Annotated in this window: 14 protein-coding genes and 1 pseudogene; 13 read left to right on the top strand and 2 right to left on the bottom strand. The window is 73.2% G+C overall.

Going from position 1 to position 17,637, the window contains the following annotated elements; translation table 11 throughout:
* Window positions 1-2: 2 nt before the first annotated feature.
* The 6 genes from ABH931_RS22745 to ABH931_RS22720 all read left to right on the top strand — a co-directional run bounded on the left by ABH931_RS22745 (window position 3) and on the right by ABH931_RS22720 (window position 6,531).
* Complete coding sequence (locus ABH931_RS22745; protein WP_370116181.1) at window positions 3-1,028, top strand: carbon-nitrogen hydrolase family protein; 1,026 nt, start codon at window positions 3-5, stop codon at window positions 1,026-1,028.
* Window positions 1,025-2,137 (top strand): cupin domain-containing protein, encoded by a 1,113-nt coding sequence (locus ABH931_RS22740; RefSeq protein WP_370116180.1) that lies wholly within the window; start codon window positions 1,025-1,027, stop codon window positions 2,135-2,137. Before ABH931_RS22745 ends, ABH931_RS22740 begins: the two co-directional genes overlap by 4 nt.
* Before the next feature lie 82 nt (window positions 2,138-2,219).
* Entirely contained in the window at window positions 2,220-3,140 is a 921-nt protein-coding gene (locus ABH931_RS22735) for a fumarylacetoacetate hydrolase family protein (RefSeq protein ID WP_370116178.1), read from the top strand.
* Between the two features lie 212 nt (window positions 3,141-3,352).
* A complete protein-coding gene (locus ABH931_RS22730; RefSeq protein ID WP_370116269.1) occupies window positions 3,353-4,078 on the top strand; it encodes an Asp/Glu racemase in 726 nt (241 codons plus the stop codon).
* A gap of 73 nt (window positions 4,079-4,151) precedes the next feature.
* Entirely contained in the window at window positions 4,152-4,988 is an 837-nt protein-coding gene (locus tag ABH931_RS22725) for a PaaX family transcriptional regulator C-terminal domain-containing protein (protein ID WP_370116176.1), read from the top strand.
* Window positions 4,989-5,109: 121 nt separating this feature from the next.
* Entirely contained in the window at window positions 5,110-6,531 is a 1,422-nt protein-coding gene (locus ABH931_RS22720) for a hypothetical protein (RefSeq protein ID WP_370116174.1), read from the top strand.
* 30 nt (window positions 6,532-6,561) lie between these two features.
* On the opposite strand, the gene ABH931_RS22715 is transcribed toward ABH931_RS22720, so the two are convergent.
* The gene (locus ABH931_RS22715) at window positions 6,562-7,569 is read right to left on the bottom strand and encodes a LacI family DNA-binding transcriptional regulator (RefSeq protein WP_370116171.1); all 1,008 of its coding nucleotides are present in this window, start codon (window positions 7,567-7,569) and stop codon (window positions 6,562-6,564) included.
* A gap of 303 nt (window positions 7,570-7,872) precedes the next feature.
* Between ABH931_RS22715 and ABH931_RS22710 the strand changes: the two genes are divergently transcribed.
* The gene (locus tag ABH931_RS22710) at window positions 7,873-9,141 is read left to right on the top strand and encodes an MFS transporter (protein WP_370116169.1); all 1,269 of its coding nucleotides are present in this window, start codon (window positions 7,873-7,875) and stop codon (window positions 9,139-9,141) included.
* A gap of 145 nt (window positions 9,142-9,286) precedes the next feature.
* Window positions 9,287-10,837, top strand: a pseudogene (locus ABH931_RS22705) (carboxylesterase/lipase family protein).
* A gap of 29 nt (window positions 10,838-10,866) precedes the next feature.
* On the opposite strand, the gene ABH931_RS22700 reads toward ABH931_RS22705, so the two are convergent.
* The gene (locus tag ABH931_RS22700) at window positions 10,867-11,577 is read right to left on the bottom strand and encodes a phosphatase PAP2 family protein (RefSeq protein ID WP_370116167.1); all 711 of its coding nucleotides are present in this window, start codon (window positions 11,575-11,577) and stop codon (window positions 10,867-10,869) included.
* 267 nt (window positions 11,578-11,844) lie between these two features.
* Here ABH931_RS22700 and ABH931_RS22695 point away from each other — a divergent pair, with 267 nt between their 5' ends.
* From ABH931_RS22695 to ABH931_RS22675, 5 genes are all read left to right on the top strand, one after another.
* Complete coding sequence (locus tag ABH931_RS22695; RefSeq protein WP_370116165.1) at window positions 11,845-12,792, top strand: ABC transporter permease; 948 nt, start codon at window positions 11,845-11,847, stop codon at window positions 12,790-12,792.
* Complete coding sequence (locus ABH931_RS22690; RefSeq protein WP_370116164.1) at window positions 12,789-13,742, top strand: ABC transporter permease; 954 nt, start codon at window positions 12,789-12,791, stop codon at window positions 13,740-13,742. The genes ABH931_RS22695 and ABH931_RS22690 overlap by 4 nt, the downstream gene beginning before the upstream one ends.
* On the top strand, window positions 13,739-14,734 hold the full coding sequence (locus ABH931_RS22685; RefSeq protein ID WP_370116162.1) for an ABC transporter ATP-binding protein: 996 nt from the start codon (window positions 13,739-13,741) through the stop codon (window positions 14,732-14,734). The genes ABH931_RS22690 and ABH931_RS22685 overlap by 4 nt, the downstream gene beginning before the upstream one ends.
* A complete protein-coding gene (locus tag ABH931_RS22680) occupies window positions 14,731-15,759 on the top strand; it encodes an ABC transporter ATP-binding protein (RefSeq protein WP_370116160.1) in 1,029 nt (342 codons plus the stop codon). Before ABH931_RS22685 ends, ABH931_RS22680 begins: the two co-directional genes overlap by 4 nt.
* Window positions 15,760-16,083: 324 nt before the next feature.
* Window positions 16,084-17,637: an ABC transporter substrate-binding protein gene (locus tag ABH931_RS22675; protein ID WP_370116158.1), complete on the top strand. Its 1,554-nt coding sequence runs from the start codon at window positions 16,084-16,086 to the stop codon at window positions 17,635-17,637.

Here is a 17,637-nt window from a genome sequence, read left to right as displayed (position 1 = left end):
CGATGGAGAACCTGCCCCGCTTCACCGCCGCCGCCGTCCAGGCCTCGCCCGTCTACCTGGACCCGGACGCCACCGTCGACAAGGCCGTCTCGCTGATCCACGAGGCGGCGGGGAACGGCGCGCGGCTCGTGGTCCTCCCCGAGGTGTTCGTCCCCGGCTACCCCTACTGGAACTGGACGATGAACCCGGTCCAGGGCTCGCCCTGGTTCGAGCGTCTTTGGCGGGCCTCGATCGAGGTGCCCGGCCCGCAGGTGGACGCACTGCGCAGCGCCGCCCGGCAGGCCGGGGCCGTCGTGGTCATCGGCGTCAACGAGCGTGCGCCGCACAGCCTCGGCGTCCTGTACAACACCCTGCTCACCATCGACGCCGACGGCGAACTGCTCGGCGTGCACCGCAAGCTGGTGCCCACCTGGGCGGAGAAGCTCACCTGGACCGGCGGTGACGGCAGCTCACTGCGGGTGCACCGCACCGCCGTCGGTCCGCTGGGATCCCTCGCCTGCGGCGAGAACACCAACACCCTGGCCCGCTTCGCGCTGCTGGCCCAGGGCGAACTGGTGCACACCGCCGGCTACATCGCGCTGCCGGTGGCGCCCGAGGACTACGACATGGCCGACGCCATCGCGGTGCGCACCGCCGCCCACAGCTTCGAGGGCAAGGTCTTCTCGGTCGTCGCCTGCTCCACCCTCTCCCCGGAGATCGTGGACCTGATCGCCGGCGAGGACGACGGCGTCCGCGCCATGCTCGCGCGCAAACGCAGCGCGCTGTCCGGGATCTTCGGTCCGGACGGCCGTCCGGTCACCGAACCGCTCGTCGACGACGAGGGCATCGTCTACGGCGAGATCGACCTCGGCCGCTGCATCCAGCCCAAGCAGATGCACGACATCGTCGGCCACTACAACCGGTTCGACGTCTTCCAGCTGCACGTCGACAACCGTCCCCGGAGTCCGCTCGCCTTCGCCGTCGATCCGGCCACGACGCGCCCGGACCCGTTCGGCACCGACCGCACCGCCTCGAAGGAGGAAGCATGAACGCGTACGACGACGACCGGATCGGCCGGGCCCGCGTCACCGACAGTCCCGAACTGCTGGCGTACTACGACGAGTTGGCCGAGCTCGACGCGGGCGCGCTGTGGACGGTCGCCAACGGGATCGAGCCCTGGTACCCGCAGCCCAGCTCGGTTCCGGTGCTGTGGCGCTACCAGGAGCTGCGCCCGCTCGTCGCCAAGGCCCTCGCCATGGTCAAGGCCGAGGACGCCGGGCGGCGCGTGGTGATGCTGGTCAACCCCGGCCGCAGGGAGCACAGCGCCGTCGTCGGCCTGCTCTACACCGGCCTGCAGATCATGGGCCCTGGGGAGTCCATGAGCGCGCACCGGCACGCCGCCTCGGCCCTGCGCTTCGTCCACGAGGGCACCGGCGCGTGGACGATCGTCGACGGCCAGAAGCTGAAGGTCGGCCCGGGCGACTTCGCGATCACCCCCAACGGCACCTGGCACGAGCACGGCAACGAGTCGCAGGACGCCCCCGTCATCTGGCAGGACGGCCTCGACATCCCGCTGACCAACACCCTCGACGCCAACTTCTACGAGATCCACCCCGAGCTGCACCAGCGGCCCGGACCGGTGGTCAACTCCTCCGTGCTCAGCCACGGCGCCAACCTGCTGCCCTACGGCCTGGCGAAGTGGACCCGCCCCTACTCGCCCGTCTTCGGCTACCCGTGGGAGCCCAGCTACCAGGCCCTGCGCAACCTGGCCCAGGCCACCGAGGGGTCCCCGTACGACGGCGTGATCATGGAGTACACCAACCCGCTGACCGGCGGCTCGGTGATGCCCACCATGGGTGCCCACCTCCAGCTGCTCCGGCCCGGACAGGCCACCAAGGCGCACCGCCACACCGGCTCCGTCGTCTACACCGCCGCCAAGGGCCGGGGCGTCTCGGTGATCGCCGGTCAGCGCTTCGCGTGGCAGCGGGGCGACATCTTCTGCGTCCCCTCCTGGGCCTGGCACGAGCACGCGAACCTCGACCAGTCCGAGGACGCCGTCCTCTTCTCCTTCAACGACTTCCCCGTGATGCGCTCCCTCGGCCTCCTGCGCGAGGAGGCCTGTCCCGAGCAGGACGGTCACCAGCCCGTACCCGCCTGACCCGCCTGACCCGCCTGCCCGCCGAACACCCGCACCGCCCCAACGCCCCAACGCCGCACCGCCCCACCGTAAGGAGACGACCATGCGACTGGTCACCTACACCCTCGGCGCCGACCCTTGCGCGCGCCGCCGCCTCGGCGTCCAGGCCGAGGACCGCGTCCTGGACCTGACCGCTCTCGCGGCGGCCGACGGTGCCGAGCTGCCCGCCGACCTGCTGGGGTTGGTCCAGGCCGGGGGCCCCGCTCTGGAGACGGTTCGCCGGCTGCTGGCGGACCGCCTCGACTCGGGCGTGGGCCTCGGCCCCGACGCGCACGCGCTCGCCGACGTGACGCTGCACGCCCCGCTGCGGCCAGGCAAGATCATCGGAGTCGGCCTCAACTACGTGGAGCACGTGGCCGAGTCGCACCGCACCCTCGACACCGGGCGGGACCGCCCCGACCGGCCGGTGCTCTTCTCCAAGCCCGCCACCGCCGTCACCGGCCCCGGACAGCCGATCCTCCACGACGCCGGGCTGACCGAGCAGCTCGACTGGGAGTGCGAACTCGCTGTCGTGGTCGGCCGCCGCGCCCGCCGGGTCAGCGAGGACGAGGCCATGGACCACGTCTTCGGCTACAGCATCGTCAACGACATCAGCGCCCGCGACCAGCGCCGCTCGGGGCAGTGGTTCTTCTCCAAGGGCCAGGACTCCTACGCCCCCTTCGGCCCCGCCGTCGTCACCGCCGACGAGATCGAGGACCCGCACGACCTGGACCTGCGGCTGAGCGTCAACGGCGAGGTCAAGCAGGACTCCAACACCCGCCACATGCTGTTCCGGATCCCCCGCCTGATCGCCGACATCTCCTCCGGCGTCACCCTCGAGCCCGGCGACGTGATCGCCACCGGCTCGCCCTCCGGGGTGGGCGCCGGCTTCGTGCCGCCGCAGTTCCTGCGGCCCGGTGACCGGGTCGAGGCCACCATCGCCCGCATCGGCACCCTCGCCAACCCGGTCGTCGACGCCCGCTGACGTTCCGTCGAGCCCCGGCTGAGCCCCTGCTGACCCTGTGGCCCCGTGACCCCGTGACCCCGTGACCCCGTGACCCCGTGGGGCCGGATCCCGCCCTGACCCGGCCCCACGGCCCACAGCCGCCCACCACCCTGTCCAAGTCCAAGGAGAGCCCGAACGTGGCCCCACGCACCTACCGAATCGGCCAGATCGTCCCCAGCTCCAACGTCACCATGGAGACCGAGGTCCCGGCCATCCTGCGCGCCCGCGAGAGCATCGCGCCCGAACGCTTCACCTTCCACTCCAGCCGGATGCGGATGACCCACGTCACCGCCGAACAGCTCAAGGCCATGGACGCCGACTCCGACCGCTGCGCCGTCGAGCTCTCCGACGCCCACGTCGACGTGCTCGGCTACGCCTGCCTGGTCGCCATCATGAGCATGGGAGTGGGCTACCACCGGGCCGCGCAGGAGCGCCTGCACCTGCGCACCGCCGAGAACGACGCCCCGGCGCCCGTCGTCACCAGCGCCGGTGCGCTCGTCGACGGGCTCCACACGCTCGGGGCCAAGAAGGTCGTGCTGGTCGCTCCCTACATGCGGCCGCTGACCCGCACCGTGGTCGACTACCTCACCCACGAGGGCGTCGAGGTCCTGGACCACACCTCCCTGGAGATCCCCGGCAACCTCGACGTGGCCGCCCACGACCCGTCCGCCCTGCCCGGCATCGCCCGTCGTCTCGCCCACACCGAGGCCGACGCCGTCGTGCTCTCGGCCTGTGTGCAGATGCCCTCGCTGTCGGCGATCGACGACGCGGAGCAGCTGCTCGGCAAGCCCGTGGTCTCCGCCGCCGTCTGCACCGCGCACCAGATGCTGCGCCGGCTCGCTCTGCCCGCGGTGGCTCCCGGCGCCGGACACCTGCTCTCCGGCGCCTTCGCGGAGGCGCCGCTGCGTCAGCCCTGACCAGCCGCGCCGCCGCCCAGGCCCGGGCCGCCGGGTATGATCACGGGCGGGCGCGCAGGGAGGTAGGGCGAGGATGGCGGAGACCGCGACCCGGCCGAGTTCCATGATCCAGACGATCTACGGGGACTTCGTCCGGCGCCTCGGAGGCTGGATCTCCATCGCCGACCTCATCGCGCTGATGGCCCAGCTCGACGTGGACAGCTCCTCCGTGCGCTCGGCGACCTCGCGCCTGAAGAAGGCCGGCACGCTGGTCCAGGAACGCGGCAAGGGCATCGGCATCGGCTACCGCCTCGCCCCGGCCATGGAACCGATCTTCGACGAGGGCGACCGGCGCATCTTCGACAGCCTGGAACCGGCGGCGCTGGCCGACGGCTGGGTCGTCGCTGTCTTCTCCGTGCCCGAGTCCGAGCGTGCCCAGCGTCACCAGCTGCGCGCCCGGCTGACCTGGCTCGGCTTCGGCAACGCCGCCCCCGGCGTCTGGCTGGCCCCGGCCCGGCTGCTGCCGGACGCGCGCAGCACGCTGGAGCGGGACGGCCTGAGCCCCTACGTCCACCTGTTCACCTCCGCCTACGCCGGCTTCGCGGAGCTGCGGGCGGCGGTGGCCGACTGGTGGGACTTCCCGGCCATCGAGGCGCAGTACGCCGAGTTCACCGACACCTACGAGTTGCTGGCCGGGGACCTGCGCCGGGAGCCCGCGCCCGGTCCGGTGGAGGCGTTCCGTGAGTACGTCCCGCTGCTGACGGAGTGGCGACGACTGCCCTACCTCGACCCCGGCCTGCCGACCGAGCTGCTGCCCGCCGACTGGAACGCCGTCGCGGCCCGGAAGCTCTTCGTCGAGCTGCACGGGTTGCTGGCGGAGCCGGCGCTGCGGCACGTCGAGCAGCAGACCGGGCAGTCCCGCACCTCCTGACGAAGTTCCGGCCGCCTGGGTCTGGCGGTCCGTCATACCGGCTGGTATCTACTTACACGTGTTACTGATTGCACGAGTAACCACATCCTGATCCTTCCCCCCGCCACACAGGGAGACGACGTTGCCCACGCTGCCACGTCCGTTCGGAAGCACCACCGCCGGCCGTCCCCGCCTCTATGCCGGTGCCGCGGCGCTGCTCCTGCTCGGCGCCGGCCTCGGCGCCCATACGGCCGGCGCCGTCACCTCGCACCGGGGCACCGTCGCGAGCGCCATGAGCGGCCGGGCCTACCTGCCACCCGGTCTGGTCAATCACATCCTGGTCATCGACCTGGAGAACGAGGGCTACGCCGACACCTTCGGCGCACAGTCCCCGGCCGTCTACCTCAACACCACGCTGCGCGGCGAGGGGGAACTCATCCCCGGCTACTACGCCACCGGCCACTTCAGCCTGGACAACTACATCGCCCAGGTCTCCGGTCAGGCCCCCACCATGCTGACCAAGGCGGACTGCGCGGACTTCACCACCCGCACCTTCCACTACCTGGACGTCACCCCGGGCACGGACGACCCGAACCCGGCCGTCAACCCCGGCCAGGTCGACGGCAACGGCTGCGTCTACCCCGCGCCGAATCCGGCCGCCGGCGCCCACGGCGCCCCGACCATCGCCGACCAGCTCGACGCCCTCTTCCCGCCCGACCCCACCACCCACCGCGCGGCCTGGCGCGAGTACGCCGAGGACATGGGCGCCGACCCCGCCCGGGACGGCGGCGTCACGGACCCGAGCGGCGGCACCGACTGCGCCCACCCCGCGGTGGGCGGCGCGGACCAGGCCGAGGTGGCCACCGCGACGGACCAGTACGCCACCCGGCACAACCCCTTCCTGTACTTCCACTCCGTCATCGACAAGGCGGCCGAGTGCGACGCCAACGTCGTCCCGCTGGGCACCCTGCGCGCCGACGGCACCCCGGACCCGGCCGGCCATCTGGTCAAGGATCTGGCCGACCCCGCACGCACCCCGCGCTTCGGCTTCATCACCCCCGACCTGTGCGACGACGGACACGACGCCACCTGCACCGGCGTCAACGCCGAGGGCGGCCACACCGGCGGACTCGCCGGGGCCGACCTCTGGCTCAAGCACTGGATGCCGATGATCCTCGGCTCGCCCGCCTACCAGCACGGCGACACCCTGGTGGTGCTCACCTTCGACGAGGCCGACGCCAACCCCGCCGACCCGGGGTACGCCGCCGCCTGCTGCGACGAGCAACCCGGCCCCAACGTGGTCGCCCCCGGGGACAGCACGTTCCAGGCGACCGGCGACACCGCGCCCGGCGGCGGCCAGACCGGAGCGCTGCTCTTCGAGAAGCGCTACATCACGCCCGGCAGCGTGGACACGACGGGCAGCTACAACCACTACTCGGCGCTGCGCAGTTACGAGGACCTGCTGGGCCTGTGGGTCGGCGGTCCGGACGGGCGCGGCCACCTGGGCTTCGCGGCCCGTCCGGGTTTGGTGCCCTTCGGCCCGGACGTCTTCAACGCCCTCTGATCCGGCCCTTTCCGGGCCGGAGCCCGGCGTTCAGGAGGACTGCCGCGGCGCGAGCTCGAACCAGATCCGGGGGAGTGGTTGGGCGGTGCCCTTGTTGATCAGGCTGTCCGCGGCCTCGGCGATCAGTCCGGCGCCGGGCAACCGGTAGCGGACCGAGGTCAGCTGCGGGCGCACGATCTGTGCCAGCAGCAGGTCGTCCGCACCGACCACCGAGATCTGTCCGGGCACCTCGACCCCGTGGTCGTTCAGTGCCGCGCACAACAGGGCCGCGTACTCGTCGTTGTAGCCGAACACCGCGTCCAGGCCGAGCTCGCGGCAGAGCACGGCGAGCGCGGAGGCGGCCTCGCCGCCGTAGGGCATCGGCAGCGGGGTCACCGTCGCGCCGTGCTCCGCGGCGACCCGCTGGACCCCGGCGAGGCGCGGCTCCGCGAAGGCGGACAGGCCGCGCTCGGTGGGCATCAGCACGCCGATCCGGCGGCGGCCGCGGGCGACCAGGTGCTCCGCGGCGACCTGGCCGATCTCGCTCTGGTCCCCGAACAGGGTGAAGACGCCCGGCATCGGTTCGGGCCCCATCGCGAGCACGGCCGTCGTCCCCGCCTGGGCGAGCACCTGGACGGCCTCCGGCGTCAGCCCGGTGGGGGCCATCGCCAGGACGGCGGCGGGCCGCAGTTGGGCCCAGGCGCGCGCGGCCGTCACGGGGTCGGGCGAGCGGTTGCCGTGGAGCACCACGGTGTAGCCGCGTTCGCCCAGGACCGTCTCCAACTCGTCGACCCAGTCGCTGAACAGGCGTCCGGCGGCGGAGACCGCTGCGGGCAGCAGGACCAGGTCGCTGCGGCCGGCCCGCAGGGACCGGGCGGCGGCGTGGGGCACGTAGCCGAGCTCGTCCGCCGCGGCGAGCACCCGGGCCCGGGTCTCCTGGCTGATCCGGGCCGTCGGTTTGCCGTTGAGCACGAACGACACGGTGGCACGGGAGACGCCCGCCGCTCGGGCGACGTCGGCGCTGGTGGTCTGGGCGGCTGGCCCCTTGCTGAATGCCATGGCGCTTGCATCATTCCAGTTCGTCGGGTCTGGTGCAGCCAGTCCGACGGGTGTATACAGGTCGGAACCCAGTTTACACGTGTTACCAAGCACTGTCCGAGGGCGAGCCGTCCGACGGCCCACCTGCCTGACGGCCCAGCTGCCCGATCGGCGCAGCCCCCGACGCGGCCCACGCCCGCGACAGGCCCGGGACGACCTTCCCCGCTCCGCCTGTACGTGCTTCCCGGGGCCGCGTCCCCTCCACCCCGCTTCCCCAGCCCGTTCCCCGCACCCCTGCGACGGGCCTCTGCACCGGAGCCGACCATGTCCGACCAGTTCAGCAGCCAGACTCTCGACCACAGAGCCAGAACCGCGACCGATGAGAGGGCCCCGATCCAACAAGGCGGCCGGGGCGGCCTGATGGCCCTGCTCGCCCTCGCCAACACCTCGATGTTCGCCCTCTACCTCGGTGTCGGCAGCGTCCTGCTGCCGACGCTGGTCTCCCACCTCGACCCCGCGCACAAGGTCGCCGTCCTCGGCCTGATCGGCGGTGTCAGCGCCGTGTTCGCCACCGTCCTCAACCCGGTCGCGGGCGCCCTGTCCGACCGGTCGGGCCGCCGTGGTCCGTGGATCGCGGGCGGCGCCGTCGCGTCCCTGGCCGCGATGGCGTTCCTCGGCAGCGTCGACACGGTGCTGCTGGCCGGCATCGCCTGGTGTCTCGCCCAGGCGACGATGAACGTCTACCAGGCCGCCACCACCGCTGTCGTCCCCGACCGGATCCCCGCCGAGCGGCGCGGCACCGCCTCCGCACTGGTCGGCCTCGGCCTGCCCATCGGCGGCACGGTCGGCGTTCTCGTGGCCTCCGCCACGGTCGGCACGCCCCGGACCGGCTTTCTGGTCCTCGGCGCGATCGTCGCCGTCGCCGGTCTGCTGCTGACCGCCCTCGGCCGCGAGCCGCGCCGCGCGCCCCGGCCGCCGGTGCCGCTGCGGCACCAGGTGGCCACCTTCCTGTCGGCCCTGGCCACGCATGACTTCCGCTGGGCCTTCATCGGCCGCGCGCTGCTCGTCCTCGGCTACTTCTCCGTCATGGGCTACCAGCTCTACATCCTCTCCGACCACGTCAGGCTGCCCGCAGGACTGACCCCGCCCGCCGCCGTCGCGATCCTCACCCCGGTGTCCATGGCGGCGATGACGGTCTCCACAGTGGTGGGCGGCGTCCTGTCGGACCGCTGGAACCGGCGCAAGCTGTTCGTCGGCGCCTCGGCCGCGCTGTCCGGCCTGGTGATGGTGATCCCTGTGGTCAGCCCCACCTGGACGGGCATGCTCGTCTTCAGCGCCCTCAACGGCCTCGCGTTCGGCTGTTTCATGGCCGTCGACACCGCCCTGGTGACCCTCGTCCTGCCCCGCTCCGAGGACGCCGCCCGCGACATGGGCGTGCTCAACATCGCCGGTGCCGGACCGCAGATCGTCGCACCGTTCGTCGCGTCCCAGGTCATCGCCCACCTGGGCGGCTACAGCGGCCTGTTCCTGGTCGGCGGGGCGCTGTCGGTGCTGGGCGCCCTCGCCATCGCCCCCATCCGAACCGTCCGCTGACCTCGCGGCAGCGGCCGGGCCCGTCCCGATCCGCTGCCGCACCCCGACCGTCCCACCGCGCCGGTCCGGGACCACCGAGCCGCCCGCACCGCGCCGGACCCGCGCGTCCGGCCGTGCTGGACGCCGAGAGAGAAGGAGACAGCCCGTGCCTGTGCCGCACCCGCGCCCCTGGAACGACCCACCCCCGCCCGACAGCACCGACGACCGGACGGTCGTGGTGTCCACCTCGTCCGGCCGCCTCCGTGGTGAGCGCGACGGTGACAGCGAGGTCTTCCGTGGCATCCCCTACGCCGCGCCGCCGGTGGGGAACCGCCGCTTCCGGCCGCCCGTGCCCGCACCCAGCTGGCCCGGCGTCAGGGACGCGCGCTCCTACGGCCCGGCCGCGCCGCAGAATCCCGACCTCGTCCTTGAGTAGATGTTCGGGCTCGCGCCGCCCAGGCACGACGAGGCGTCCTGCCTGACGCTCAACGTGTGGACGCCGCAGAGCGGTTCGGGGCGCCGGCCGGTTCTCGTCTGGATCCACGGCGGCGGTTTCCTGACCGGCTCGGGGAGCGATCCGGTCTTCGACGGCGGGCGCCTCGCCCGGCGCCACGACATCGTGGTGGTCACGGTCAACTACCGCCTGGGCGCGCTCGGCTTCCTGCGCCTGGCCGGGACCCTCGGCGAGCGGTACGCGTCCAGTGGCAACACCGGCCTGCTCGACCAGCGGGCCGCGCTGGCCTGGGTGCGCGACAACATCGCGGCCTTCGGCGGCGATCCGGGCAACGTCACCCTCTGCGGCCAGTCCGCCGGGGCGTTCGGCGTGGTCGCCCACCTGGCCGCACCGGGCTCGGCCGGCCTGTTCCACAAGGCGATCGTCCAGAGCGGCAGCGGCGAGGGCGCAGCGAGCGTCGAGCAGGCCGCCGAGGTCTCCCGGGCGTTCCTGGACGAACTGGGGATCGCCCCGGGAGCCGCGGCGGACCTGCTCACCCGCCCGGTGACGGATCTGCTGCGGGCGCAGGAGGCGGTCACCCGGGCCTGGCAGTCCAGGGGAGAGGGCCTCACCCTCGCGTTCCGGCCGGTCGTGGACGGCTCGGTGCTGCCCGCGACGCCGCTGGACGCGATCACGGCCGGGGCTGCCCGTCGGGTGCCGCTGCTGCTCGGCACGAACAGGGACGAAGGCCGGATGTTCACCGTCCTCGGCTCCGGCCCGGTCGGTGACCTCCCCGAGGAGGCCCTCGTCGCCGTCTTCGCGGCGTTCCACGCCGACCCGGGAAGGGCGCTGGACGCCTACCGCTCCGTCGAGTCCGACACCTCGCCGGCGGGCCTGCTTGCCGCGCTCATGGGTGAGCGCACCTTCGGCGCCCCGACGAGGCGGCTCGCCGAGGCCCAGGCCGCCTGCGGGGGTGCGGTCTGGCGCTACCGCTTCGACTGGCCCTCGACGGCGCACGACGGCCGGCTCGGTGCCTGCCACTCCCTCGAACTGCCCTTCGTCTTCGACAATCTGACGGTCCGGGGAGTCGAGCGGTTCACGGGCCCGAAGCCCCCGCAGGAACTGGCCGACGTCATGTCCTGCTGCTGGGCCCGGTTCGCCCGCTCGGGCGACCCGGGGCTGTGGCCCCGGTACGAGAGCGGCAGCCGGCAGGTGATGCTCTTCGACCGGGTCACGTCGGTCGGCAAGGATCCGGACCGCACGCTGCGTCTGCTCGCCCGGTGAGCGGCGTCGCCGGTGGCGGGCATCCTGGGTCAGCGGAGTCGGCGGCGTTCCGCCTCGCGGGCCAGCAGGGGTGCGAAGGCGCACCACAGGAGCAGCGCGGTGGCCGCGCCGGCGAGGGCGCCGGCGACGGTGTCGCTGAGCCAGTGGGCGTGGAGCCAGGTGCGGCTCCACATCATCGTCACCACGAACAGGACGCTGAACAGCCACCACCAGCCGCGCCGGGCGAGGGGCACGAACAGCGCGCCGACGAGCACGACCAGCAGGGCGGCGGCGAAGGCGTGCCCGGACGGGAACGACCCGTGGTCCACCTGGACCAGCGGGTGCGCGGGGCGCGCCCGGTCCACGGCGTGCTTGAGCACCTGGACCACGACCATGCTGCCGCCCAGGTACGCGGTGGCGAAGAAGAGCAGCGACCACCAGCGCCGCAGGCCGGCGAGCAGCACGGCGAGGGCGATCGGCACGACGATGCCGCTCGGGGCGCCGAACCAGTTCAGCGTCATGGCCACGGCGTGCGGGAAACCGGTGTGCGGCCCGCCCATCCACGCCAGCCAGTGGTTGTCCCAGCCCTGGAAGACCGGGTGCGCGGTGTTCAGCGAGACGAGCAGCGCGATCACGCCCGCGGCGGCGGCGAAGGCCAGTCCGGTCAGCAGCCGGACGCGGCCGGGGGCGAACCGGCCCGGGCGCGTGCCCGTGGTGGCGGCGTCGCGCTGTGCAGGGGCGGGGGAGTGGGTGTGTGTCATGAGCTCTCACAAAACGGTGATGCCGATGGGTGGTGGTGTTCGAGCTGGGGCGGTGAGGTTCCCCGGGCGCCAGTGTTACACGTGTAACCGCCCTGCGAGAAGGGCCTGGATCACACGCCGTTCTGATTTATGCAGCAAGCCTGGCGGTCGTCATGGGTGCGCTATATGCTCGCCGCGGTCTGCTGATTGCACGTGTTACCACCGTAGCTGCGCGGCCGGGTGGATGCCCCGAAGCCGTTCGCACGACTCCCTGTCGAAGAGGTGAGCATGGCGATTCTCCGGCTGGTGGGACGACGACTGGTGTCGTCCGTCCCCCTGCTGTTCCTCGTGTCGGCCCTGACCTTCGTGCTGGTCTCGCTTGTTCCCGGAGACCCCGCCCGGACCCTGGTCGGCCAGCACGCCACCGCCGAGCAGTACGCGGCGGTACGGGCCCAACTCGGCCTCGACCGCTCGCTGCCGCTCCAGTACGGACACTGGCTGGCCGGCGCGGTCAAGGGCGATCTGGGGTCCAGCCTGTTCAGCGGGGAGCCCGTCAGCTCCATGCTCGACAGCCGACTGCCCGTCACCCTCTCCCTGATCCTGGCCGGGACGCTCGTGTCCGGTCTGCTCGGCGTGGGCCTCGGAGTGCTGAGCGCCCGGCGCGGCGGCCGGCTGGTGCGGACGGTGGACGCACTCGCCCTGCTCGGCCTCGGCGTTCCCGCGTTCTGGCTCGCGCTGGTGCTGATCCTGCTCTTCGCGGTGCGGCTGCGCTGGTTCCCGGTCACCGGCTACGTCCCCCTGACCGAGGACCCCGGCCAGTGGCTGCGTGCGCTCGTGCTGCCCATCGCCTCCCTGTCGCTGGGCGGGGTCGCGGTCATCGCCAAGCAGACCCGCGACGCCGTCCTGGACACCCTCGGCAGGGACTTCGTGCGGGTGATGACCGCCAACGGGTTCTCCCCCCGGTCGATCACCTACCGGCACGTGCTGCGCAACTCCGCCCTGCCACTGGTCACGGTGCTCGGCGTGGTGCTGGTCAGCCTGTTCGCCGGCACCGTCTTCGTGGAGACGGTCTTCGCCATGCCGGGGCTGGGCGGACTCATCCAGCAGGCCACCGTGGAGCACGACATCCCCGTCATCCAGGGGGCGGTCCTGTACGTCACCGTCTTCGTCGTCCTGGTCAACCTGGCCGTCGACCTCGCCTACAGCCGACTCGACCCCCGGGTGCGTGCCGCATGACCGACGCCCCCGTCTCCGCGAGCCCCACCGGCGGACGCCGCCGCGGCCTGGTCCGTGGTCTGCTCCGGCGCCGCACGGCCGTGCTCGCCCTGGGCTGGCTCCTGCTGCTCACGCTGGCGACCGCCGCCGCGCCGCTGGTCACCGGTCACGGGCCGCTGGACCAGGACCTCAACAGCGTCCTGACCGGACCGACCCGGGCCCACCTGCTGGGTACCGACACCCTGGGGCGGGACCTGCTCAGCAGACTGCTCTTCGGCGGCCGGTCGACGCTGTTCGCCGTGGCCGAGGCGGTCGTGGTCTACCTGGTGATCGGGGTCACCGCGGGGCTGGCCTCCGGTTACCTCGGCGGCTGGGTGGACTGGGTGATCGCGCGCACCGCCGATCTCGTCTTCGCCCTGCCCGGCATCGTCGTCATCCTGGTGGTCCTGGCCGTCTTCCCCGGGAACCTGCACGCCGCGATGGTGACGTTCGGCGTGATCGGCAGCCCGGGACTCATCCGCATCCTGCGCGCGCAGACCCTGCGGGTGCGCGAGGAGCTCTACGTCGCCGCGGCCAGGGTCGCCGGTCTGAGCCGCCCGCAGATCCTGCGCCGCCACATCCTGCCGCGCCTGACCAGCACGGTCGTCGTCCAGGCCGCCCTGTTCGCCGCCATCGTCGTGACCGTCCAGGCCGGGCTCGGGTTCCTCGGCCTGGGCGCGCCGCCTCCCGCCCCGTCCTGGGGCGGCCTGGTGGCCGACGCCTCGCAGGTGATCGACCGCGACCCGTGGATGCTGCTGCCGGCGGGCCTGCCGCTGGTGATCACCGTCGTGGCGCTGGCCCTGCTGGGCGACGCCGTTCGCGACGCCTCCGTCGAGGCGTGGGCCCCGACGGCGCCCGCCGTCGGCGGCCGACGCGCTCCTCACCCGCCGCCCGGGGGGCGACCCCGGCGGCGACGGCCCCGACAGCGGTGACGGCCGCGGCCGAGCCGGACCCGCAGGCCCTGCTCTCGGTCAGGGGACTGACCGTCGAGATCGCCGGGACCCCGGTCGTCCAGGACGTCAGCTTCGACATCCGGCCCGGAGAGACGCTTGGCGTGGTGGGGGAGTCGGGCTGCGGCAAGTCCGTCACCTCGCTCGGCATCCTCGGGCTCGTGCCGGGCCAGGGCCGGATCAGCGCGGGACGCGTCCTCTTCCAGGGAGCTGACCTGGCGGCCTCCCCGAAGGCGCTGGCCCGCGTGCGCGGCTCCGGCATCGCCTACGTCTCCCAGGAGCCCATGGTCGCGCTCGACCCGACCTTCACCGTCGGCCGCCAACTGGCCGAGGGCGTCGCCCGGCACACCGGATGCGGTCGCCGGGCCGCCCGCGCCCGCGCCGTCGAACTGCTCGGCAGGGTCAACATCCCCGACCCGGCCGGCGTGGCCGACCGCCACCCGCACGAGCTGTCCGGCGGGATGGCGCAGCGCGCCGCGATCGCCCTCGCCCTGGCCGGCGAGCCGCGCCTGCTCATCGCCGACGAACCCACCACGGCGCTGGACGTGACGGTGCAGGCGGAGATCCTGGGCCTGCTCCGCACCCTCGCGGCCGAGACCGGTCTGGCTGTGCTGCTGATCACGCACGACTGGGGCGTCGTCGCCGACCTGTGCGACCGGGCCGTGGTCATGTACGCGGGGCAGGTCGTCGAACAGGCGGACGTGGAGGCCCTGTTCACCCACCCGCTGCACCCCTACACCGCGGGCCTGCTCGCAGCCAGCCCGCACGCCGCGCTCCCCGGCCAGCCACTGCCGACCATCCCGGGGACGGTGCCGCCGCCGGGGGCCTGGCCCGACGGCTGCCGCTTCGCCGCCCGCTGCGCGCTGGTCACCGAGGCGTGCGCCGTGCCGGTCGCACTGACCGAGCCCGCGCCCGGCCGCACGACCCGCTGCGTCCACGCCGACCGGCTCGTCCAGGAAGGAACCCGCCGATGACCACGGCTCCACCCGCCGCCGGATCCCCGCCGCTCCTGGAACTCGACGGCCTCACCGTCGAGTTCGGCCAGGGCCGGCGCCGGCCCCCGCTCCGTGCCGTGGACGGGGTCAGCCTCTCCGTGGCGCCCGGTGAGACCCTCGGCCTGGTCGGGGAGTCCGGCTCGGGCAAGTCGACGATCGGCCGGGCCGTGCTCGGGCTGACCCGCGTCCACGCCGGGGCGATCCGGTTCGAGGGCGTGGACATCACCCGCGCGACGCCGCGTGCGCGCCGCGACCTGAGCGCACGGCTCCAGGTGGTCTTCCAGGACCCGTACTCCTCCCTCAACCCCGCGCGCACCATCGGCGGCACCCTGGCTGAACCCCTGTTGGTGCACGAGCGTCCGACGGCCCGCCAGGCGGCCGAGAAGGTCGCCGACATGCTGGAGCGGGTGGGGCTGCCGCCGGAGACCGCGGACCGCTACCCCACGCAGTTCTCCGGCGGGCAACGACAGCGCATCGCCATCGCCCGCGCCCTGATGCCCGGTCCGCGCCTCGTCATCTGTGACGAGCCGGTCAGCGCCCTCGACCTGTCCGTCCAGGCACAGGTGATGAACCTGCTGGCTGAACTGCAGGAGGCGATGGGGCTGAGCTACCTCTTCGTCGCCCACGACCTCCCGGTCGTGCGGCACCTCTCGCACCGGATCGTCGTGCTGTACCGGGGCCGGGTGATGGAGACCGGGCCGGCGGAGGAGTTGTACGCCCGCCCGGTCCACCCCTACACGCGCATGCTGATCGCAGCGGTGCCGGAGCCCGACCCGGGCCGGCAGCGGTCGCGGCGAGCGGTGCCGCAGGGCGGCGCCGTCGCGGCCCGGCCACCCCTGGCCACCGCCACGGGGTGTGCGTTCGCCCCACGCTGCGCCCACGCCCTCGACCTCTGCCACCGCGAGCGGCCGCTGCTGCTGCCGGTCGGCGCGCCCGACCGCTCCGGTCCGGCCGCCCGGAGCGCGGCCTGCCACCGGGCGGCCGACCTGCTGACGCAGCGCTGACCCACGGGGCAGCCCCACCGGCGGGACCGACCAGCGGGACCCACCGGCGGGACCCACCGGCCCGAACCACCGGCCGGACCCACCGGCCGGACCCACCGGCCCGAACCACCGGCCGTACCGACCAGCCCGAACCACCGGCGGGACCGACCAGCCGTACCGACCAGCCCGAACCACCGGCGGGACCGACCAGCGGGACCCACCAGCCCGAACCACCGGCCGGACCGACCGTCCGGACCCACCGGCGGGACCCACCGGCCGGACCCACCGGCCCGAACCACCGTCATCCACCCAGGCACCGCGCCGACCGCACCGGAGGACACACCCATGCCCGGACACAGACCCGCCCTCGCCCTCGCGGCCCTCACCCTGCTCGCCGCGCCGCTGACAGCCTGCGGCGGATCACCCACCGCCGGCGGCGGCGCGAGCGGGGACACGCTCACCCTCGTCTCGGCCGCCGCCCCCGCCAGCCTCGACCCGGCCAAGGCCAACGTCGGGTCGGACAACTGGTTCGTCAACCTCACCTACGACTCGCTGCTGCGCATGGGCCCGGGGGGCATCGTCGGCCCCGACCTTGCCACCTCCTGGGGCTACGTCGGCCCGGGCAACCGGGACTTCTCGCTGACCCTGCGCCAGGGTGTCCGGTTCGCCGACGGCACCCCCCTCACCGCCCGGGCGGTGGCCGCCTCGCTCGACTACACCCGCACCCACGGGCTCAACCTCTCCTGGGACTCCGCGATCGACTCGGTGACCGCGACGGGCCCGCTCACCGTCCGCATCCACTGCTCCTCCCCCCACCCCGACCTGCCGCAACTGCTCACCCAGGTGCTCCTCGTGGGCTCCGTGATCAGCCCCGGCGGCCTCGCCCACCAGGGGGAGCTGGGCACCGCCTCCTACGGGGCCGGGCCGTACGTCCTCGACGCCGCGCACACGGTGTCGGGCGACCACTACACCTACACCCCGAACCCGCACTACTGGGACAAGAGCAAGATCCACTGGAAGCGGGTGGTGATCAAGGTGATCGCCAACCCCAACTCCGCCCTCCAGGCCGTCGAGACCGGGCAGGCCGAGGTCCTCTCGATCAACTCCAGCCAGGTCGCGACCGCCCAGGGCGCCGGCCTCGCGGTCACCAAGGCCCCGGCCGCCTTCGTCGGCGTCAACCTCGTCGACCGGGCCGGTGTCCTCGCCTCGCCGCTCAAGGACCTCCGGGTCCGGCAGGCCCTCAACTACGCGGTCGACCGTGCCGCCATCACGAAGGCCGTGGTCCAGCAGTACGGGCAGCCGACGGACGAGATCAGCCTGCCCGGGTTGGACGGCTACGCGCCCGACGCCGACAACCGCTACCCCTACGACCCCGCCAAGGCCAAGCAGCTGCTGGCCGAGGCCGGGTATCCGAACGGCTTCGCCCTCACCATGGAGACCCAGGGCTTCCTCGGGATCGACCTGGTCAGCCAGGCCGTCGTCGCCGAGTGGCGAAAGATCGGCGTCACGGTGAACGTCACCACCGACACCGGGATCGGGCAGTGGCTGGGCAACGCCACCTCCCGGCACTTCCCCGTCCTCGGTTTCGGCTACGGCGGCGCGAGCACCTACCTGCTCTCGCTGGACTGGATGCTTCCGCACGCCACCGCGTTCAACCCCTTCGCCTCCCAGGACCCGAAGCTCACCGGCATGCTCGCCGCCGCGGCCGCCGCACCGGCCGCGCAGGCGACGGCCCTGGACCAGAACGTCATGCGCTACGTCGTCGACCAGGCGTGGTTCGTCTCCGTGCTGCGGATGGACGGCATCTACGCCTACGACTCCCACCGGATCGGCGGCTTCTCCGCGGCCGTCGACTACATCCCCGATGTGGCGTGGAGCATCGTCCCGGCCGGCTCCTGA

The organism is Streptacidiphilus sp. MAP12-33 (assembly GCF_041261265.1).
Lineage (GTDB): Bacteria > Actinomycetota > Actinomycetes > Streptomycetales > Streptomycetaceae > Streptacidiphilus.
Note: the sequence above shows the minus strand (reverse complement) of the source record. Positions and strands in the feature narration are given on the sequence as shown.